This window comes from Streptomyces liliifuscus, assembly GCF_016598615.1.
Lineage (GTDB): Bacteria > Actinomycetota > Actinomycetes > Streptomycetales > Streptomycetaceae > Streptomyces > Streptomyces liliifuscus.
This window is the reverse complement of record NZ_CP066831.1, coordinates 900,796-917,409: the sequence shown is the minus strand read 5'-3', so window position 1 is coordinate 917,409 and position 16,614 is coordinate 900,796. Positions and strand designations below refer to the sequence as shown.

Annotated in this window: 16 protein-coding genes; 12 read left to right on the top strand and 4 right to left on the bottom strand. The window is 71.0% G+C overall.

Annotation, left to right across the window (positions count from 1 at the left end; genetic code table 11):
- Positions 1-57: 57 nt before the first annotated feature.
- Positions 58-879: an enoyl-CoA hydratase/isomerase family protein gene (locus JEQ17_RS03950; RefSeq protein ID WP_143641711.1), complete on the bottom strand. Its 822-nt coding sequence runs from the start codon at positions 877-879 to the stop codon at positions 58-60.
- A 118-nt stretch (positions 880-997) separates the two neighbouring features.
- Here JEQ17_RS03950 and JEQ17_RS03945 point away from each other — a divergent pair, with 118 nt between their 5' ends.
- From JEQ17_RS03945 to JEQ17_RS03920, 6 genes are all read left to right on the top strand, one after another.
- Entirely contained in the window at positions 998-2,116 is a 1,119-nt protein-coding gene (locus JEQ17_RS03945) for an acyl-CoA dehydrogenase family protein (RefSeq protein ID WP_200393867.1), read from the top strand.
- Positions 2,117-2,136: 20 nt separating this feature from the next.
- Complete coding sequence (locus tag JEQ17_RS03940) at positions 2,137-3,393, top strand: acyl-CoA dehydrogenase family protein (RefSeq protein WP_200393866.1); 1,257 nt, start codon at positions 2,137-2,139, stop codon at positions 3,391-3,393.
- Positions 3,390-3,959 (top strand): nuclear transport factor 2 family protein, encoded by a 570-nt coding sequence (locus JEQ17_RS03935; protein ID WP_200393865.1) that lies wholly within the window; start codon positions 3,390-3,392, stop codon positions 3,957-3,959. Before JEQ17_RS03940 ends, JEQ17_RS03935 begins: the two co-directional genes overlap by 4 nt.
- The gene (locus JEQ17_RS03930; protein ID WP_234048054.1) at positions 3,959-4,723 is read left to right on the top strand and encodes an SDR family NAD(P)-dependent oxidoreductase; all 765 of its coding nucleotides are present in this window, start codon (positions 3,959-3,961) and stop codon (positions 4,721-4,723) included. Before JEQ17_RS03935 ends, JEQ17_RS03930 begins: the two co-directional genes overlap by 1 nt.
- A 124-nt stretch (positions 4,724-4,847) precedes the next feature.
- Positions 4,848-5,393: a hypothetical protein gene (locus JEQ17_RS03925; RefSeq protein ID WP_200393863.1), complete on the top strand. Its 546-nt coding sequence runs from the start codon at positions 4,848-4,850 to the stop codon at positions 5,391-5,393.
- A gap of 5 nt (positions 5,394-5,398) precedes the next feature.
- Positions 5,399-8,773, top strand: coding sequence for a CHAT domain-containing protein (locus JEQ17_RS03920; RefSeq protein ID WP_200393862.1), 3,375 nt, complete (start codon positions 5,399-5,401; stop codon positions 8,771-8,773).
- 42 nt (positions 8,774-8,815) lie between these two features.
- Here JEQ17_RS03920 and JEQ17_RS03915 read toward each other — a convergent pair whose 3' ends face one another.
- The 3 genes from JEQ17_RS03915 to JEQ17_RS03905 form a co-directional block, all read right to left on the bottom strand.
- Positions 8,816-9,763: a hypothetical protein gene (locus JEQ17_RS03915; RefSeq protein WP_200393861.1), complete on the bottom strand. Its 948-nt coding sequence runs from the start codon at positions 9,761-9,763 to the stop codon at positions 8,816-8,818.
- 9 nt (positions 9,764-9,772) lie between these two features.
- A complete protein-coding gene (locus tag JEQ17_RS03910) occupies positions 9,773-10,174 on the bottom strand; it encodes a hypothetical protein (protein ID WP_200393860.1) in 402 nt (133 codons plus the stop codon).
- A 96-nt stretch (positions 10,175-10,270) separates the two neighbouring features.
- Positions 10,271-11,482, bottom strand: a complete 1,212-nt coding sequence (locus tag JEQ17_RS03905; protein WP_200393859.1) for a CaiB/BaiF CoA transferase family protein — start codon at positions 11,480-11,482, stop codon at positions 10,271-10,273.
- Positions 11,483-11,658: 176 nt separating this feature from the next.
- Between JEQ17_RS03905 and JEQ17_RS03900 the strand changes: the two genes are divergently transcribed.
- From JEQ17_RS03900 to JEQ17_RS03875, 6 genes are all read left to right on the top strand, one after another.
- Positions 11,659-12,153 (top strand): PaaI family thioesterase, encoded by a 495-nt coding sequence (locus JEQ17_RS03900; protein ID WP_200393858.1) that lies wholly within the window; start codon positions 11,659-11,661, stop codon positions 12,151-12,153.
- Between the two features lie 4 nt (positions 12,154-12,157).
- The gene (locus JEQ17_RS03895) at positions 12,158-13,009 is read left to right on the top strand and encodes an enoyl-CoA hydratase-related protein (RefSeq protein WP_200393857.1); all 852 of its coding nucleotides are present in this window, start codon (positions 12,158-12,160) and stop codon (positions 13,007-13,009) included.
- 131 nt (positions 13,010-13,140) lie between these two features.
- The gene (locus JEQ17_RS03890) at positions 13,141-13,593 is read left to right on the top strand and encodes an FAS1-like dehydratase domain-containing protein (RefSeq protein WP_200393856.1); all 453 of its coding nucleotides are present in this window, start codon (positions 13,141-13,143) and stop codon (positions 13,591-13,593) included.
- Complete coding sequence (locus JEQ17_RS03885; RefSeq protein WP_200393855.1) at positions 13,590-14,012, top strand: MaoC/PaaZ C-terminal domain-containing protein; 423 nt, start codon at positions 13,590-13,592, stop codon at positions 14,010-14,012. Before JEQ17_RS03890 ends, JEQ17_RS03885 begins: the two co-directional genes overlap by 4 nt.
- A 4-nt stretch (positions 14,013-14,016) precedes the next feature.
- Positions 14,017-15,489 (top strand): class I adenylate-forming enzyme family protein, encoded by a 1,473-nt coding sequence (locus JEQ17_RS03880; RefSeq protein WP_200393854.1) that lies wholly within the window; start codon positions 14,017-14,019, stop codon positions 15,487-15,489.
- The gene (locus tag JEQ17_RS03875) at positions 15,479-16,606 is read left to right on the top strand and encodes a serine hydrolase domain-containing protein (RefSeq protein WP_200393853.1); all 1,128 of its coding nucleotides are present in this window, start codon (positions 15,479-15,481) and stop codon (positions 16,604-16,606) included. Before JEQ17_RS03880 ends, JEQ17_RS03875 begins: the two co-directional genes overlap by 11 nt.
- Positions 16,607-16,614 lie beyond the last annotated feature (8 nt).

The following is a 16,614-nucleotide window of genomic DNA, read 5'->3' as shown; positions in this document are numbered from 1 at the left end:
CCTCATGTACTTGTGGGCGTTCGCAGGCGTCTGTGGGGTTCCGTGGGTGTCCGTCGGTCAGAGGTCGATCGGGTGCTTGTCCGCCACGCCCTCGAAGTCCGGGGCGCGCTTCTCGCGATGGGCGGCCAGTCCTTCGACGACCTCGTGCCCGCCGAATCCGAAGAACTCGAGCCCCAGCGAGGCCTCGAAGATCGGCTGAGCGGTGCGGTACCAGTGGTTGAGGGACCGCTTGGTCCAGCTGATGGCACTGGCGGGCCCGGCGGCCAGGGCGGTGGCCACCCGCAGACCCTCCGCGTGTACGTCCTCGTCGTCGACGCACTTCGACACGAGGCCGATGCGCTCGGCCTCCTCGCCGGTGAGCGTCTCGCAGGTCAGCAGGTAGTACTTGGCCTTGGCCATACCGCACAGCAGCGGCCAGCAGATGGCGGCGTGGTCACCGGCCGCGACCCCGAGTCGTGTGTGCCCGTCGACGATCTTCGCCCTGCGCCCGGCGATGGAGATGTCCGCCAGCATGCCGACGACCAGCCCGGCGCCGACGGCCGGGCCGTGAATGGCGGAGACCACCGGCTTGGAGCAGTTGATCACCCCGTACACCATGTCCCGCGCCTCACGCATGACCCGGGCACGCACCGCGTACTCCTCGGTCAGGGCATCGATGGAATCGAAGGTCCCGCCGGCCGAGAACGCCTTGCCCGCTCCCTGGACCAGCACCGCACGCGTCTGTTCGTCCCGGTCGACGACCGGCCAGACATCGGCGAGCTCACCGTGCATCCGAGGGTCCACGGCGTTGAGGTTCGGGGCGTCGAGCACGATACGGAGCACGCCGGACGCGGGCCGCTCGAACGTCAGGCTCGTGAACTGGTCATAGAGATCGGTCACGTCGCGCTCCTGGTGTATTCAGTGCGGATACTATAATTATCTAACTGTATCGAGCGGTGAGCGGCAAGCGGGTGGCAAGCCTGTTGCGCCCGGTCGCACCGAGGACGGGAAGCTCGGCATGGATCTCACCTTCAGCGAGGAACAGGACGAACTGCGCAAGGTCGTACGGTCGTTCCTCACCAGGCACGCCACGGAGGCCGACGTACGCCGCCTGGCCGCCGACCCGAGCGGGTACGACCCGGCCGTCTGGCAGCGGATGGCCACTGAGATCGGCCTGCAGGGACTGGCCGTGCCGGAGAAGTACGGCGGCTCGGGCTTCGGCTACGTGGACCTCGGCGTCGTCTTCGAGGAGACGGGCCGCGCGCTGCTGTGCGCGCCGTACTTCGCCTCCGTCGCCCTGGCCGCCGAGATATTGCTGCGCTGCGACGACGAGACCGCCCGCGGCGACCTTCTCCCGGGCATCGCCTCCGGCGAGACCGTCGCCACGCTCGCGCTCACCGAGGAGAACGGCCGGTGGGACGAGTCGGGCATCACGCTCAACGCCCATGACGGGGCGGGCGGTTGGCGACTGACCGGCGTAAAGACATACGTTCTCGACGGGCATCTGGCCGATCTGCTCCTGGTCGCCGCCCGCACACCGTCCGGCGTCAGCCTGTTCGCCGTCGAAGCCCAAGCGCCGGGCCTCGTCCGTACGCCCCTCCCGACACTCGACCAGACGCGCAAGCAGGCCCGAGTGGAGTTCACGAACACCGCCGCCCGCCTACTGGGCCCCGAGGGCGCGGCCTGGCCGGGCCTCGAACGCACCCTCGCCACGGCCTCCGTACTGCTGGCCGCCGAACAGGTCGGGGGAGCGGCCACCGCACTGGACGCCGCCGTGGAGCACGCCAGGATCCGCGAGCAGTACGGACGGCCCATCGGCTCGTTCCAGGGGATCAAGCACAAGTGCGCCGACATGCTCGTGGAGATCGAGTCCGCCCGCTCGGCCGCGTACGGCGGACTGTGGGCGCTGGACACGGGCGACGAGGCGGAGATCGCGATCTCGGCGGCGCTTGCCCAGGCGTTCTGCTCGGAGGCCTTCACGAGGGTCGCAGGCGACAACATCCAGGTCCATGGCGGCATCGGCTTCACCTGGGAGCACCCCGCGCACCTCTACCTCAAGCGGGCCAAGAGCTCCGAGGTGCTGCTCGGCACACCGTCGTACCACCGGGAGCTGCTCGCCACCCGGCTCGGCATCTGATCACCGGCAAAGGAGCTGGCATGGAGCTGGACTTCGGGCCCGCGGTACGCGACTTCCGCGACGAGCTGCGGGACTGGCTGGCCGAACACCTCGTGGGGGAGTTCGCCGAGCACCGGGGCGTGGGCGGCCCCACCGACGGGGCGGCCTGGGAGGTCCGCCTCGCCTGGGACCGTGAGCTGGCGGCCGGGAACTGGCTGGGGGTCGGCTGGCCGCGGGAGTACGGCGGTCGGGGGCTCGGGCTCCTTGAGGAGATCGTCTTCGAGTACGAGTACGCCCGCGCGAACGCGCCCTACCGGGCCACTGGCAACGCCCTCGACCTCCTCGGACCGATGCTCCTCGCGATGGGCAGCGAGGCGCAGAAGAAGCGCTTCCTGCCGCCGATCCTCTCTGTCGAGGAACTCTGGGGCCAGGGCTTCAGCGAACCGGGCGCCGGCTCCGATCTGGCCTCCGTGCGCACGCGGGCCGAGCGCGCCGACGGGGGCATGCGGGCCGAGCGAGACGACGGGGGCACCTCCTTCGGGGGCACCTCCCGCCCGACCGGAGTCGAGAGCGGGGGCGAGTGGGTGGTCAGCGGGCAGAAGGTGTGGACCTCCTTCGGCATCCACGCCGACTGGCTCTACGTCCTCACCCGGACCGACCCCGACTCCCGGCGGCACAAGGGACTGACCATGCTGCTCGTCCCCGCCGACCAGCCGGGGGTGGAGATCCGGCCCATCCGCAACCTCGCGGGCCAGGACGAGTTCGCCGAGGTCTTCCTCTCCGACGCGCGCACCGATGCCGACATGGTCGTGGGCGAGATCGGCCAGGGCTGGCGCACGGCGATGGCCACCCTCGGCATCGAACGCGGCACCACTCTGCTGCCCCAGCAGCTCACCTTCGAGCGAGAGGCCGAGTCGCTGATCGGTCTGGCCCGCGAGCGGGGCGCGCTCGACGACCCGATGCTGCGCCGCCGGATCGTGGACGCCTGGATCTCCGTACGCATCATGCGCACCACCAACCTGCGGACCATCGCCGAACTGACCGCGGGCCGCACGCCCGGACCGCAGGCCACAACCGCCAAGCTGTACGCCTCGACCCGGCACCAGCAACTCGGCCACCTGGCCATGGAGTTGGCCGGGCCCGCCGGACAGATCGTCGGTGAGGACTACGGCCTGGACACCCGGCAGCGCTCCTTCCTGCTGTCGCTCGCGGAGACGATCTACGGCGGGTCGAGCGAGATCCAGCGCAACATCATCGGGGAACAGGTCCTCGGCCTGCCGAAGGAGCCCCGGCCATGAGCGACGCCGCGAGCGGGCCTCTGAACGCGGCCGGCTGTTCTCCGGGCGCTGCGGGCCGGTCCTTGGAGGACCGGATCGACCGCATCGAGTCGCACCTCGCCATTCAGCAACTGCCGGTCCGCTACGCGCTCGCCGTGGACGCCCGCGACCTCGACGCCTGGGTCGGCTGCTTCCGGCCGGACGTGGAGATGGGGCGGCACGGCCGGGGCCGGGAAGCGCTGCGTGCGTACATCGAGCCCCTCGTCCGTGGCTTCCGCCGGTCGGTCCACCAGATCTGCGGCCACCGCATCGAGTTCACCGACCCTGACACGGCGACCGGTTCCGTCTACTGCCGTGCCGAGCACGAGGTGGGCGACCGGTGGATCGTGATGGCGATCCGCTACCGGGACGACTACGCGCGCGTGGACGGCGAGTGGTACTTCTCCCGCCGCCGTGAGCAGCACTGGTACGCGGCCGATGTGACCGAGCGCCCCCAGGCGGTGGGCTTCAACGGCTGGGAGGGGTCCGGAGAACCGGCGCTCCCGGACGCCTTTCCCTCATGGGAGCCCTTCTGGAAGGACATGTGATGCAGCGAGGCACACGGCTGGCCGGGAAGACGGCTCTGGTCACCGGCGGAGGGCAGGGGGTCGGCCGCGGCATCGCGCTCGCGCTCGCCGCCGAGGGAGCGGCCGTGGTGATCACCGGCCGTACCGAGAGCAAGCTCAAGGACACCGCCGGGGAGATCGCCGAGCGTGGGGGGAGGGCGTACACCGTCGTCGGGGACGTGGGCGAACGTGCCGACGTCGACCGCATGGTGGCCGAGACCGTACGCGAGTTCGGCGGGCTCGACGTACTCGTCAACAACGCGCAGTCCTCGGTCCAGCGCCGGTTGGAGAGCACGTCGTACGAGGATGTCGAACTCACCTACCGCAGCGGCCCGTTGGCTGTCTTCCATGCGATGCAGGCCGCCCTGCCCCACCTCAAGGAGACCCGCGGCAGCGTCGTCAATCTCGGCTCCTCGGCGGCCGTGCAGGGCGAGGCGACCTTCGCGGCGTACGCGATGGCCAAGGAGGCGATCCGCGGGCTGACCCGGGTCGCCGCGCGGGAGTGGGGTGCGTACGGGATCCGCGTGAACGTCATCTGCCCCGCCGCACTCAGCCCGGCGGCGGAGGAGTACCTGGCCGCGCACCCGCAGAAGGCCGCGGAACTCGCCCGCGAGATTCCGCTGGGCCGACTCGGCGCCCCGGAGACGGACATAGGCCGGGCGGTGGCCGCACTCGTCAGCGACGACATGGTGTATCTGACCGGGGCGACGCTGATGCTGGAGGGCGGGCGGACACTCATCGGGTGAGGCCGCCGTCCCCAGTTTCTTCCGACTTCTGATGCCTTGGCAGAACTTCAATGAAGTTGGGTATGTCTGGGGGCTGTTGTGCCTCATAGTGGTGGAGCCGTAGCCGTCGCATGGGGGACAGGCGATGAATTTCTTCCTGCTGCTCATACTGATTGCGCTGGTGTGGCTGGTCCTGGCCGCCGTGCGCAAGACCATGTCCACGTCTACGGCCTCACCGGGGCCCAGCCGTGACAGCGCACCTGTTGCGCGCGGGCCCGCCGCCCCGTCGCGGGGTGTCGAAACCCGGGACATCCCCCCGTTGTTCCCCGACTTCTACCACGGCGTCCTGTTCGCCGTGGGCAAGGAGCCCTCGCCGCAGAACTTGCTCGCACTCATCGAGTACATCGGGCAGATGCTGACCCTCAATGCCGTCCTGTGGTTCCAGAAGACCGGCGACATGGAGGCCCACGAACGCTTCACGAACCGCTTCCGAGGGGGTGGTGACGACGACCAGAAGCTGGAGATGGTCCCGGACGACATGATCGACTTCCTGTGGGCGTGGCGGCCGTCGACGCACCAGGCGCTGCGCGACTGGATACCCGATCTGGAGCAGATGCTGACCGGCCCGGACAGCAGGCTGTGGAACTTCGGAGACGAACTGCCCTTCGGGATCTGGGAGATGGAGGACTGAACGCCGTGTCCGACTTCTCCGGGACAGCGCTCGATCATGTGCGTGAGCGCCTGGAACGGTTCCGTGCCGGCGACACGGACGCGGTGTCGGGGGACGAGGCGGCCCGGGAAGCCTCCCGGGCGGTGGCCGTACGTCCCACCCCCGAGGGTGTCGCAGCGGTGGCCTGGCTGTATCAGTTCCGTGCGCTCGCCGCCGGTGAACTCGGCGGCGAGGAAGCCCAGTTGGCCTTCACCCTGTTCGGCAAGGTCGCCGGAGTGCTGCCGGGTGAACTGCCCCCGCACGTCGCCGACGGACTCGTCATGGCCCGCGCCGATCCTCACGGCCCCCTCCACCGCCTGGCGAAGACGGTGGCCCGGGCCGAACACCTGCTGGAGAACAGCGGGTCGAGCGGCAGCCCCGCGATGCTCGACCAGTCGATCGAGATGCTCACCCGGGCCCTCGACACCTGGCCGGCGGACGCCCCCAGACGGCACGACGCGCTCGGGCTGCTCGGCAGGGCGCTGCGCCGCCGGTACGCCTTCGACCCCGGTGAACTGTGGAGGCTGGACAACGCCGTCTCGGTCCTCACGGACGCGGTTGCGGCGATTCCCGCCGGAGACCTGCTCGGCCACACCCATGCTCATGCCCTCTGCTCCGCCTGCCTCGACCGCCACGACTCGACCGGCGACCTGCGCGATCTGGAGGCCGCGGACCAGGCCAACGCACAGGCGCTGAGGCTGGTCGTGGCCGGTGACCCGCAGCGTCCCCGGCTGTTGATCCAGCGCGCGGACGTTCTGCGCTCCCGCACCTCGGCCGGCGCGGACAGCCATTGGCTGGAGGAGGCGGCCGCCGTGTGCAGGGAGGCCGTACGCACGGTGTCCGGCGACAACCCCGCCCGGCCCTACGTGCATGCGACGGCGGCGAACGTCCTCGGCGACTGCTACGTGTACGGGCATGACCCGGCCGTACTCGACGAGGCGATCGACTGCTCCCGTACCGCGATGGGCGGGGTCCCGGAGGAGGACGACCGCTCTTCCGTCGTCGCGAACCACGGCCGGCTGCTCATGCTCCGGGCCCGTCACACCGGTGACCCGGCCGACCTCGGTGCTGCGGAGGACGCTCTCGCCGCGACCGTCGGTGCGCTGCCGCCGGGCCACTCCGGACGCACCGCCTACCAGAGCGATCTCGCGGACACCCTTTACGAGCGCCACCGCGCCACCGGCGACGAGGCGTGTCTCCGGGAGGCGCTCGAACACGCCCGCCAGTCCGTCGACCTGGCCGCCGAGAACGGCACGGTCGTACCCGCGTTGCTGAACAGCCTCGGACGCATCCTGATCGCGCGCTACGAGACCATCGGCGACCCCACCGAACTGGCCGAGGGTGTCGAGCGGCTCCGGCAGGCGGAGGAGCAGTCACCCCCCGGCAGCAGGATGCGGGGCATCGCCCTGGTGCACCTCGGCAACGGACTGGTGCTGCAGGCAGCCCTCGCCGTCGGAACGGCCCGGCGGAACCAGGCCTACGCCGAGGCCATGACCGTACTGAACGCGGCGGTGGACGCCCTGCCGCCCGGCCCCGACCGCCAACTCGCGCTCAACAACCTCGCCACGCTGGTGCGCCGCCACGACGCCGACGACCGGCCGGACGCCCTGCGCAGGGCACACCGGGCCTTCCGGGAGATCCTCTCCTCCGCGGTGCCCGAGAGCCAGGCACACGAACTCGCGGCACTCAACCTGGCGTTGAACCTGATGGACGAGCACGAGGCCGAGTCGGCAGGGGACGAGCGGGCCGGGGACGGGCCGCTGAGTGAGGCGGAGAGACTGCTGCGCGCCGCATACCGGCAGCAGAGGCCCGGCATGCACGCGTACGCCACTGTGACCTGCGCACTGGCCCGTTGCCTGGCCCTGCGGGCCACCGCCGAGGGCCGAGGTGATCTGTACACCGAGGCGGTCGCGCTGCTGCGCTCCGTCACTGCGGCCGGTGACGGCTGCTCGCTCGCCGGCCGTGCCTCCGCCGCCAACCAGCTGGGCGTCCTCCACGCCGGTGCGGGCGAGTGGGCCGCCGCCGAAGAGGCCTACGCCGAAGGCATCGACCTGCTCTCCAGGGCCGCCGCGCCCCAACTCGGGCGTGCCGCGCAGGAGCGCAACCTCGGTGCCTTCTTCGGCCTCGCCTCGGACGCCGCCGCGTCCGCGCTGGGCGCGGGCCGTCCCGCACGCGCCGTCGAACTGCTGGAGAAGGGCCGGGGACTGCTGCTTCCCACCCTGCGCCACGATCCGCGGCCGAGCACCGCTCACCCGGTCGCGGACGGCCGTACCGTGGCCGTCATCAACATCGGCCGACTCCGTTGCGACGCGCTGATCGTGCGCGACGGGGCGATCACCGTCGTCCCGCTGCCGAGGCTCAGCCACGCCGCGCTCATCCGCCAGGCCGGCACCTTCCTCTGGGCCGTGCAGCGGTCCCAGGACCCCGCGTGCCCCCGCGAGGACCTGTACAAGGCCCAGCACGTCGCGGTTCCAGGCGTCCTGCGCTGGCTCTGGCACACCACCGTGCGTCCGGTGCTCGATGCCCTCGGCCTGACCGCACCCGCCGGCCGGGGCACGCCCTGGCCGAGGATCTGGTGGTGTCCGACCGGCCTGATGTCCTTCCTCCCGCTGCACGCGGCGGGCGACCACGGTTCCCTGTACGACGGATCGACGGGGGACGGTGCCCTCGACCGTGTCGTCTCCTCGTACGCTCCCACGTTGCGCACGCTTGAGGCTGCCGCCCGGCGGGCCGACGCCCTGCGAGGGTGCTCGGACCGAGGGCCCGGGGACGGCGGGCTTCTCGTGGTGGCGCCGGAAGCCCCCGGCACGGCGGGGCTGCCCCAGGTACCGCGTGAGGTCGCCGCGATCCGGTCACATCGCCCCGGCAGCACCGTGCTGTTCGGCGCCCAGGCCACGAAGGAGCGGATCCTTCAGGAAGTCCCTCGGCACGCCTGGTTCCACTTCGCCGGGCACGGGACACAGAACGCCGAGGTCGCCGACAGCGCGAGCCTGCTGCCCCACGACTACCTGTCCGGCGGACTCCGCATCGGACTGTCGGACCTGGGCGAGCTGTCCCTGGACGGGGCACAACTCGCTTTCCTCTCCGCCTGCCAGACCGCGGTGGGCCACCTGACGCTGGCGGACGAGCACACGCACATCGCGGGACTGCTCCAGGCCATGGGCTTCGCGCATGTCGTCGCCACCCAGTGGACGGTCCGGGACGGCGCGGCCGCGGAGGTGGCCGCGGAGTTCCACCGGCTGGCGGCTCTGTACGGCAATACCTTCGATCCCGCGTTCGCGCTGCACGCCGCGGTGCGGGAGATCAGGAACACCCGTCCCCGGCCGTACGAGTGGGCGCCCTTCGTGCACTTCGGGCCGTAGGGCGGGGAACCGCCGGACGTCCGGGCTACGGCCGGTCGTCCGTCAGTCGCCGGGATCGAAGATCAGGGCGGGGTCGTCGGAGCCGCGGTACACGTACGCCGTCAGACGGAGACCGGCGGCCGGTTCCTCCGCCGCGGTGGTCGGGAGCGGATGGCGGAGCGCGCGGTACAGCTCACGGCGGTGGAGGTCGAACGCGACCTGCAACAGGATCGCGTAGTCCTGGCAGGCGCGCGGCAGCCACCATCCCCAGGCGGCCGGCGTGAAGAGCAGCGCCGACAGCGCCCAGGGAGTCCAGTACACGGCGGGCAGCACCAACAGCGCCCACAGCCCCGCGGCCACCGCGGCGTCCAGTCGCTGCCGGGCGACGGAGAGGTCCCGCTGGAAGGCCTCGGGCAGCAGGGTCCACAGATGCGGCCAGAGCAGCACCGCGTCCAGGCCGTACTTGTGGTGGGGCTCGGCCTCGGCGGCCCGCAGGATGTTCCCCACCCGCGTCGGCATGGTCAGAGCCGGGTCGCGCGGACTCCATCGCAGCCGCGCCTCCAGTCTGGTGCACTCGGCGCGTTCCGCCGCGCTGAGCGGTGCCGGTGGCCCGGCAGCCGACGGTGCCGCCTCCAGACGTGCGTACAGCACCCTCCACTCGGCGGAGTCGGCCGTGCGCCGACGGGCGTGCCCTGCGCACAGCCGCTCGCTCGCCGAGGACAGGAACCGGGGCCAGTAGCCCTCCAGCAGGCGCAGCGCGGGAAGCGTCAACTGCCGCATGAGCAGGCCGGATGCGGCGAGCCCGACGAGCACCACCAGCAACAGCGTGATCTGTTCACCGGCGCGCATCGCCCCCACGGTGTCCAGCCGTCCCACCAGGGCCTGCCTGGGGTGCCGCTGTCCGGCGGCCCAGGCCAGCACCATGACCAGCCAGTACACCGCCGACGCCAGACCGGAGGCGAGCCACCGCTCGACCAGTTTCCCGGCGGCCGCACTCCAGAAGGCCGGCACGGCGCCCCGTTACGCTTCGCGGCCGAGCGGGCGGGTGCATCCGGAGCAGCGTGGCACGGGTTCGCCCATGAAACCGCGCGTCCAGGTGTCGGGGCTTGAGCACGCCGGGTTCTTGCACACGAAGGTCGTGGCCGACGTGGCGAGCATGTGTCTGCCTCCGAGTGCCTGATACCCGGTTCCGTTCTGCGGCGTGTTCCGCTCGTCCGGCGGACACGGTCTTGCCTCGACCCAGGACCGGACGCGGAGGTCGGCGTGCAGGGCGCGGCGCAGTTCCTCGGTCCCTCCGGTGCGGGCCGAGGTGGCCAGCGCGCGGTGGATGTCCTCCGCGATCCGGGGAGCGTCCGCGCCCACCAGCCTGGGCAACAGTTCGAGCACTTCCTTGGCGAGCTCCGCCGACATTCGGTCGTCCATGCTCCGCCTCCCCCTTGCTGGCGCGCGTATCGAGAAGCAAGTCTGGCAGTTGTCCCAGTGCCCTGTGGGGTGATCGCCGGTGCTCATGAGGAACCCTCAGACGACACCCCGAGCGCGCAGAGCATCGAGCTGACTTTCCGTCACCCCGGCGAGTCGGAGCAGGACTTCGGCGGTGTGCTCGCCCAGAGTCGGCGGCGGGGTGTAGCCCTCGACAGGCGTTGCCGTGAACCGGATGGGATTGGCGAGCAGCGTCACTCGCCCCGACACCGGATCCCCGGCCTCGACCAGCATCTCCCGGTGTTGTATCTGCGGATCGGCGAAGACCTCTGGCAATTCGTTGAACGGGCCTGCCGGGACGTCGTGTTCGTCGAGTACGGCGAGCCAGTCGTCACGGGTGCGGGTGACCAGGATCGCCTCCAGCACCGGGAGGATCTCCTCGCGGTGGGTGATCCGGGCGGACGTCGTGGCAAAACGGGGGTCCTGCAGAAGGTCGCTGCGGTCGGCCGCAGTGCAGAACGCGGTGAACTGCTTGTCGTTGCCGGCGACGAGGAACAGGGGCTTGTCCTTGCACTGGAAGGCCTGGGAAGGGATCCCGCCGTAGCCGCCGTTGCCGCGCCGCTGCGGAACCTCCCCGGACACGAGGTAGTTCATCGCGAAGTGCGACAGCGAGGCGAGCCCGCAGTCCAGCAGGGAGAGGTCGATGAACTGGCCCTCGCCGGTGGCGTCCCGGTGTCGCAGTGCCGCCAGGACGGCCGTGGAGGCGTACAGCCCGGTGAGGATGTCGACCATGCTGACCCCGACCTTCATCGGTTCGGCGGGGTGTCCGGAGACGCTCATCATCCCGGACATGGCCTGGAAGATGCCGTCGTAGCCGGGCCGCTGGGCGTAGGGGCCGCTCTGGCCGAAGCCGGTGACCGACAGATACACCAGGCGCGGGTTGAGCTCGCGCAGGCTCTCGTGGTCGAGGCCGTACTTCGCCAGCGTCCCCGCGCGGAAGTTCTCGACGAGGACGTCCGAACGGGCGGCGAGGGCGCGGATCAGCGTCTGGCCCTCGGCGGTGGCGTGATTGACGGTGACCGACTGCTTGTTGCGGTTGCACGAGAGATAGAAGGCGGCCGTGTCCGTGCGGTCGCCCTCGGGACCGGCCGCGAAGGGCGGGCCGTACGTCCGTGAGTCGTCGCCCGTCCCGGGCCGCTCGACCTTGATCACCTCCGCGCCGAGGTCGGCGAGCATCTGGGTGGCCAGCGGCGCCGCGAGGATGCGGGACAGATCGAGGACGCGGATTCCGGCCAGGGCGGTCGACGGCATCGAGGGGCCTCCCTCTGGGAGGGCACTCCGTGCTGGAGCACCCTGTGACGAGCGAGCTAATGAGTTATATAAATAATACATCTGGAGGCCGGGCTCGTCCCGTACGATTGCCTCAACTATTCAATTCATGTAACTATATAGATCGGCCGGACAGGCCGAGACCGGAGGGCGTGCGGATGACCGTCGCGGCGAGGACCCTCACCGATCAGGAGCAGCGCGAACGCCGTGCGTGGTTCCGGGCCCGCTGGGAACGCGGGGTCGCGTTCAACCGCAACTGCCGTATGCGCATGCTCCGTTGGGACCCCGACGGCGTTGAGGTGGCGCTTCCCTATGCCGAGGCCCTCTCCGCCCACGAAGGCGTCTTCCATGGCGGGGTGATCTCGGCGCTCATCGACACCGCGGGCGCCGGAGCCGTGATCGCCGGGCACGACTTCCAGAAGGGAAGCCGGCTCAGCACCGTGTCGATGTCGGTCCAGTACCTCGCGCCCGCCCGTGGCCGGGAGGCCGTCGCCTTCGCGCGGTGCGTCAGACGGGGCCACCGACTGCACTTCGCCGACGTCGACGTGCGGATGGCCGACGGACGCATCTGCGCCCGCGGCCAGGTGGTGGTGACCATCTCGGGGGAGCGCCCTGGCGTCGGTGACCCCATCGAACCGTTGACCGAGGAGTGACGTGATGCCCGAGGAGCCCGCCCAGGACCAGGACCTGGTGCTCTACGAGGTCGACGAGGACGGCGTCGCCACCGTCACCCTCAACCGGCCCGAGCGCAAGAACGCCTGGAGCATCCCCATGGAGCGCCGCTTCTTCGCGCTCCTCGACCAAGCCGCCGAGGACCCCGCCGTCCGGGTCGTGGTCATCACGGGCGCGGGCCGGGCGTTCTGCCCCGGCATGGACGTCCAGCGGCTGGAACAGAACGCACAGCCTGGCCAGTCCCTCAATCTCCAGGCCCGCGTTCCCATGTACAGCAGGCGCGACATGCCGAAGCCCCTGATCGCCGCCGTCAACGGTGCCTGCGCGGGCATCGGCCTGGTCCAGGCACTCATCTGCGACATACGCTTCGCCGCCCGCGGTGCCCGCTTCACCACCGCCTTCACCCGCCGCGGCCTGGCCGGCGAGTACAACATGCCGTACGTGCTGCCACGCGTCGTCGGCCTGGAAAACGCGCTCGACCTGCTGCTGTCCGGCCGGATCTTCGACGCCGACGAGGCGAAGGAACTCGGTCTCGTAAGCCGCGTCGTGGAGCCGGAGGACCTGCTCGACGCCGCCCGTGCCTACGCCCGCGACATCGCCCGCAACTGCTCCCCACGCGCCATGGCCGTCGTGCGCCACCAGGTGTACGGCGACCTCGACCGCGACTTCACCGGGGCACTCGCCCGCTCCTACTCCGCCATGGAGTTCTTCGCGGGCTCGCCGGACTTCCGTGAGGGTGTCGCCAGCTTCGTCGAGAAGCGGGAGCCGAAGTTCGAGGGGCTGCCTCCCGACTTCGACCCGGAGGAGGCCACCCGCGACGCCTTCCTGCCGTACTGATCCGACGTACTGATTTGGCGTACTGATTTGGCGCACGACGCGCCGTGCTGAACCGCCGCATTGAACCGCCGCAATGAACCGTCGTACGACGCGCCGTACCGAACCCCCGTACCGACCGAGGAGACTGGACGATGACAGGGCAGCCGTTCCCCGTCGAGGCCGGGCACATCATGATGTTCGCCCGCGCCATCGGCGACGAGACCCAGGCCCACCGGGGCGAGACCGCACTCGCACCGCCCACCTTCACGATGGCGAGCGCTCAGTACGACCCGGACCATCGCCTGCGGCCCAGGCCGGGCGAGGAGTGGTTCGGGTCGGGGAGCGGTCCCGGGGCGATGCCCGAAGGCGGCGGCGGGCTGCACGCCGAGCAGCACTTCGAGTACCACCGCCCGGTCCGCGCGGGGGAGACCCTGTACGCGACCACCGTCCCCGGACGCAGCTGGGAGAAGCAGGGCCGCACCGGCCGTCTGCTGTTCAGCGAGCGCGTCACCGAGTACCGGGACGCCGCCGGCGAACCCGTCGTCAGCGCCCGGACCGTGGCCGTCGTGCCCGAGGGCCCCGCGACCCCGAAAGACGCACGATGAGCCTGAGCGCGGACGGCATCAAGGTCGGTGAGACCCGGGAGAGCGTGCTGGTCGAGGACCTGAAGCGCACCCGGATCGTGCAGTACGCGGGCGCGTCGGGCGACTACAACCCACTGCACACCGACGAGCGGTTCGCCATCGAAGTCGCGGGCTACCCCGGCGTGTTCGCCCACGGAATGCTCACGATGGGCATGACCGGCCGGGTCCTCACCGACTGGGTCGGCACCGAGGCGCTGCTGACCTTCGGCGTGCGCTTCAAGGCCCAGGTCTGGCCCGGGGACACCCTGACGGCCACGGCGACCGTCGAGTCCGTCGAGGACACACCGGCCGGACCGGTCGCCCACTTCTCCGTGCGCACCGTCAACCAGAACGGCGCCGAGGTGGTCACCGGCATCGCGGCGGCCCGGCTGGAGCCCTGAACAGATGGGCGGCGCGCAGAAGGCCGTAGCGGCACCCACCTGGACCGCGATGGTCAACCGTGCCTACGACCACGCGCGCCCCGCCGTCCGGTTCCGAGACGTGGGCTGGACAGGACGAGAACTCCTCGACCGGGCGGGCGGCGCGGCCGACCTGCTGGACACGCTCGGCCTCGCCCCCGGTGAACCGGTACCCGCACTGATCGCCACCTCCGCCGACGCCCTCGCGCTGGTCATCGGCGGCGCGGGATCGGGCCACCCGCTGGCCCCCCTCGGCGTCCGCGCGACCCCGTACGAGGTCGCGGCGGTGGTCAAGGCGTCAGGATCCCAACTCCTCCTTGCCCAACCGGAGTTCGCCGAACTCGGTGAGCATGTCGCCCAACTGGTCGGCTGCCCGGCCGTTGTCGTTCCTGAACTGCGCCCGAGCGGGCGGGCGTTGACCGCCGAGCCCGACGCGCTCGCCGCCGTCCTGCACACCTCCGGGACGACCGGCATCCCCAAACCCGTCCCCATGACACAGCGGCGGCTGGCGGCCCGCGCCCACGTCAACGGCCGGCTCTGCGCGCTCGGCCCGGACAGCTTCTACGGAGGCAGCGCGCCCTTCCACCACATCGCGGGCCTCGGCAACATCGCCGTCGCCCTCGCCGCCGGCGCGCTGATCACCGGCCTGCCGCGCTTCACCGTCGAGGGCTGGGCCCTGCTGCGGGAACTCGGCACCACCCACACCAGCATGGTCCCCGCGATGCTGGAAACGCTGCTTGCGGCCGGTCAGGCCCGCCACGAAAGGCTGCGCGTCCTCCAGTACGGCGGCGCGCCCATCCGCCCCGGCACACTGCGGCGCACGTACGAGGCGATGCCCGGTGTCCGCATGCTCAACATGTTCGGCCAGACGGAGGGCTCGCCGATCAGCGTGCTCACCCCGGAGGACCACCGCGAGGCGGTCGCCGGGCACGCCGCACTGTTGAGGTCCGTCGGACGGGCTGCCCCCGGCGTCGAGCTGCGGGTCCGCGACGCCGGGCCGGACGGGGTCGGCGAGATCCACGCCCGCGCCGACCATCTCTTCCGCGTGGACGCCGAGGGCTGGCTGCACAGCGGCGATCTGGGCCGGGTGTCGGAGGACGGCTACCTCTATCTGTCCGGCCGACGAACCGACATGATCATCCGAGGCGGCGAGAACGTCCACCCGCTGGAGGTGGAGACGGTTCTCGCCTCGCACCCCGGCATCGCGGACGTGGCGGTCGCCGGCGCGCCGGACGACCGGCTGGGCCAGACCGTCGTGGCCTTCGTCGTACCGTCCGACCTGGACGATCCACCAGAACCTGCGGCGCTCAGGACGTACGCCCGCGACCGCCTCTCCGGGTTCAAGGTGCCCGTCCGCTGGTGGTTCGTGGACGAGCTGCCGCGCAACGCCAACGGCAAGGTCATGCGCCGCGGCCTGCGGGAACCGCCGGTGAACAAGGGAGACTCGTATGGCACTTGACCGCTCCGTCGTCGCCCCGGAGGCCGTCGGCGTCGATCCGCACCGGCTCGACGTACTGCTGCGCAGGATCCGGCTGGAGGTCGACCACGGACCGTTGCCGTCAGCTCAGGTCGCCGTCGCCCGGGGCGGTCGGCTGGTGGCCTTCGAGACTTGGGGCGAGGCCGGTCCGGACACCCGGTACGTCCTGCAGTCCGTCGGACGGTCGATCGTCGCGGGCGTCGTGTGGAAGCTGATCGGCGACGGGCTGCTGGACGTGGGTGAGCAAGTCGCCGCGATCATCCCGGAGTTCGCGCCGAACGGGAAGGAGGCGGTGACGGTCGAGCACGTCCTCACGCACACCGCCGGCTTCCCGTTCGCACCGCTCGGGTACCCGAAGATGCTCGACCGCGAGCAACGGCTCGCCGCGTTCGGCCGCTGGCGGCTCGATTCCGCGCCGGGCAGCCGCTTCCAGTTCCACCTCACCTCGGCGGCCTGGCTGATCGCCGAGATCGTCGAGCGGCGTACGGGCCTGACCTTCGCCGAGTACCTGCACGAACGGATCACCCGCCCGCTGGGCCTGTCCTCGATCGAACTCGGCGTCCCCGTGGACCGACAGCCCGGTACCGTCGCCCCGATGATCGCCACCGACCGGACGGACGACGACCAGGACCCCGACCCCTGGGGGCCCTGGTACCTGTCCGACCCGCGCGTGCTCGCGGCCGGCGAGCCCAGTCACGCATTGGTCGCCACCGCCGCCGACGTCGCCCTGTACTTCCAGGCGCTGGAGCACTCGGGCCTGTGGAAGCCGGAAGCGGTGGTGGAGGGCACCAGGATCCGCCTGACCGAGCACCCGCACGGCGAACAGATCTACGGGGGCGGCAGCGGGCGGCGTACGAGCATGGGGCTGTTCGTCACCGTGGCCGGACCGGACGCGGGCAGCCAACTGCCTTCCACAGGCTCGCCGTTGCTCTTCGGCAGCGCAGGCGCCGCGTACCAACTGGGCTTCATGGACCCGGAGTCCGGCCTGTCCTTGGCCTGTCTGAGCAACGGTTACCCGCTCGCGGGCTACGACCACTCGCGGCGCGGCACGGCCCTGCTCACCAACCTGGCGAACCTCGCGGCCGATCTGGCCGACTGAGCCTGACC

What these genes read in the sequence shown, in the direction of transcription:
- JEQ17_RS03945 (WP_200393867.1), top strand. Translation starts at nt 998, where the DNA reads ATGGATCTCACCTTCAGCGAGGAACAGGACGAACTGCGCAAGGTCGTA.
- JEQ17_RS03940 (WP_200393866.1), top strand. Translation starts at nt 2,137, where the DNA reads ATGGAGCTGGACTTCGGGCCCGCGGTACGCGACTTCCGCGACGAGCTG.
- JEQ17_RS03935 (WP_200393865.1), top strand. Translation starts at nt 3,390, where the DNA reads ATGAGCGACGCCGCGAGCGGGCCTCTGAACGCGGCCGGCTGTTCTCCG.
- JEQ17_RS03930 (WP_234048054.1), top strand. Translation starts at nt 3,959, where the DNA reads ATGCAGCGAGGCACACGGCTGGCCGGGAAGACGGCTCTGGTCACCGGC.
- JEQ17_RS03925 (WP_200393863.1), top strand. Translation starts at nt 4,848, where the DNA reads ATGAATTTCTTCCTGCTGCTCATACTGATTGCGCTGGTGTGGCTGGTC.
- JEQ17_RS03910 (WP_200393860.1), bottom strand. Translation starts at nt 10,174, where the DNA reads ATGGACGACCGAATGTCGGCGGAGCTCGCCAAGGAAGTGCTCGAACTG.
- JEQ17_RS03905 (WP_200393859.1), bottom strand. Translation starts at nt 11,482, where the DNA reads ATGCCGTCGACCGCCCTGGCCGGAATCCGCGTCCTCGATCTGTCCCGC.
- JEQ17_RS03900 (WP_200393858.1), top strand. Translation starts at nt 11,659, where the DNA reads ATGACCGTCGCGGCGAGGACCCTCACCGATCAGGAGCAGCGCGAACGC.
- JEQ17_RS03895 (WP_200393857.1), top strand. Translation starts at nt 12,158, where the DNA reads ATGCCCGAGGAGCCCGCCCAGGACCAGGACCTGGTGCTCTACGAGGTC.
- JEQ17_RS03890 (WP_200393856.1), top strand. Translation starts at nt 13,141, where the DNA reads ATGACAGGGCAGCCGTTCCCCGTCGAGGCCGGGCACATCATGATGTTC.
- JEQ17_RS03885 (WP_200393855.1), top strand. Translation starts at nt 13,590, where the DNA reads ATGAGCCTGAGCGCGGACGGCATCAAGGTCGGTGAGACCCGGGAGAGC.
- JEQ17_RS03880 (WP_200393854.1), top strand. Translation starts at nt 14,017, where the DNA reads ATGGGCGGCGCGCAGAAGGCCGTAGCGGCACCCACCTGGACCGCGATG.
- JEQ17_RS03875 (WP_200393853.1), top strand. Translation starts at nt 15,479, where the DNA reads ATGGCACTTGACCGCTCCGTCGTCGCCCCGGAGGCCGTCGGCGTCGAT.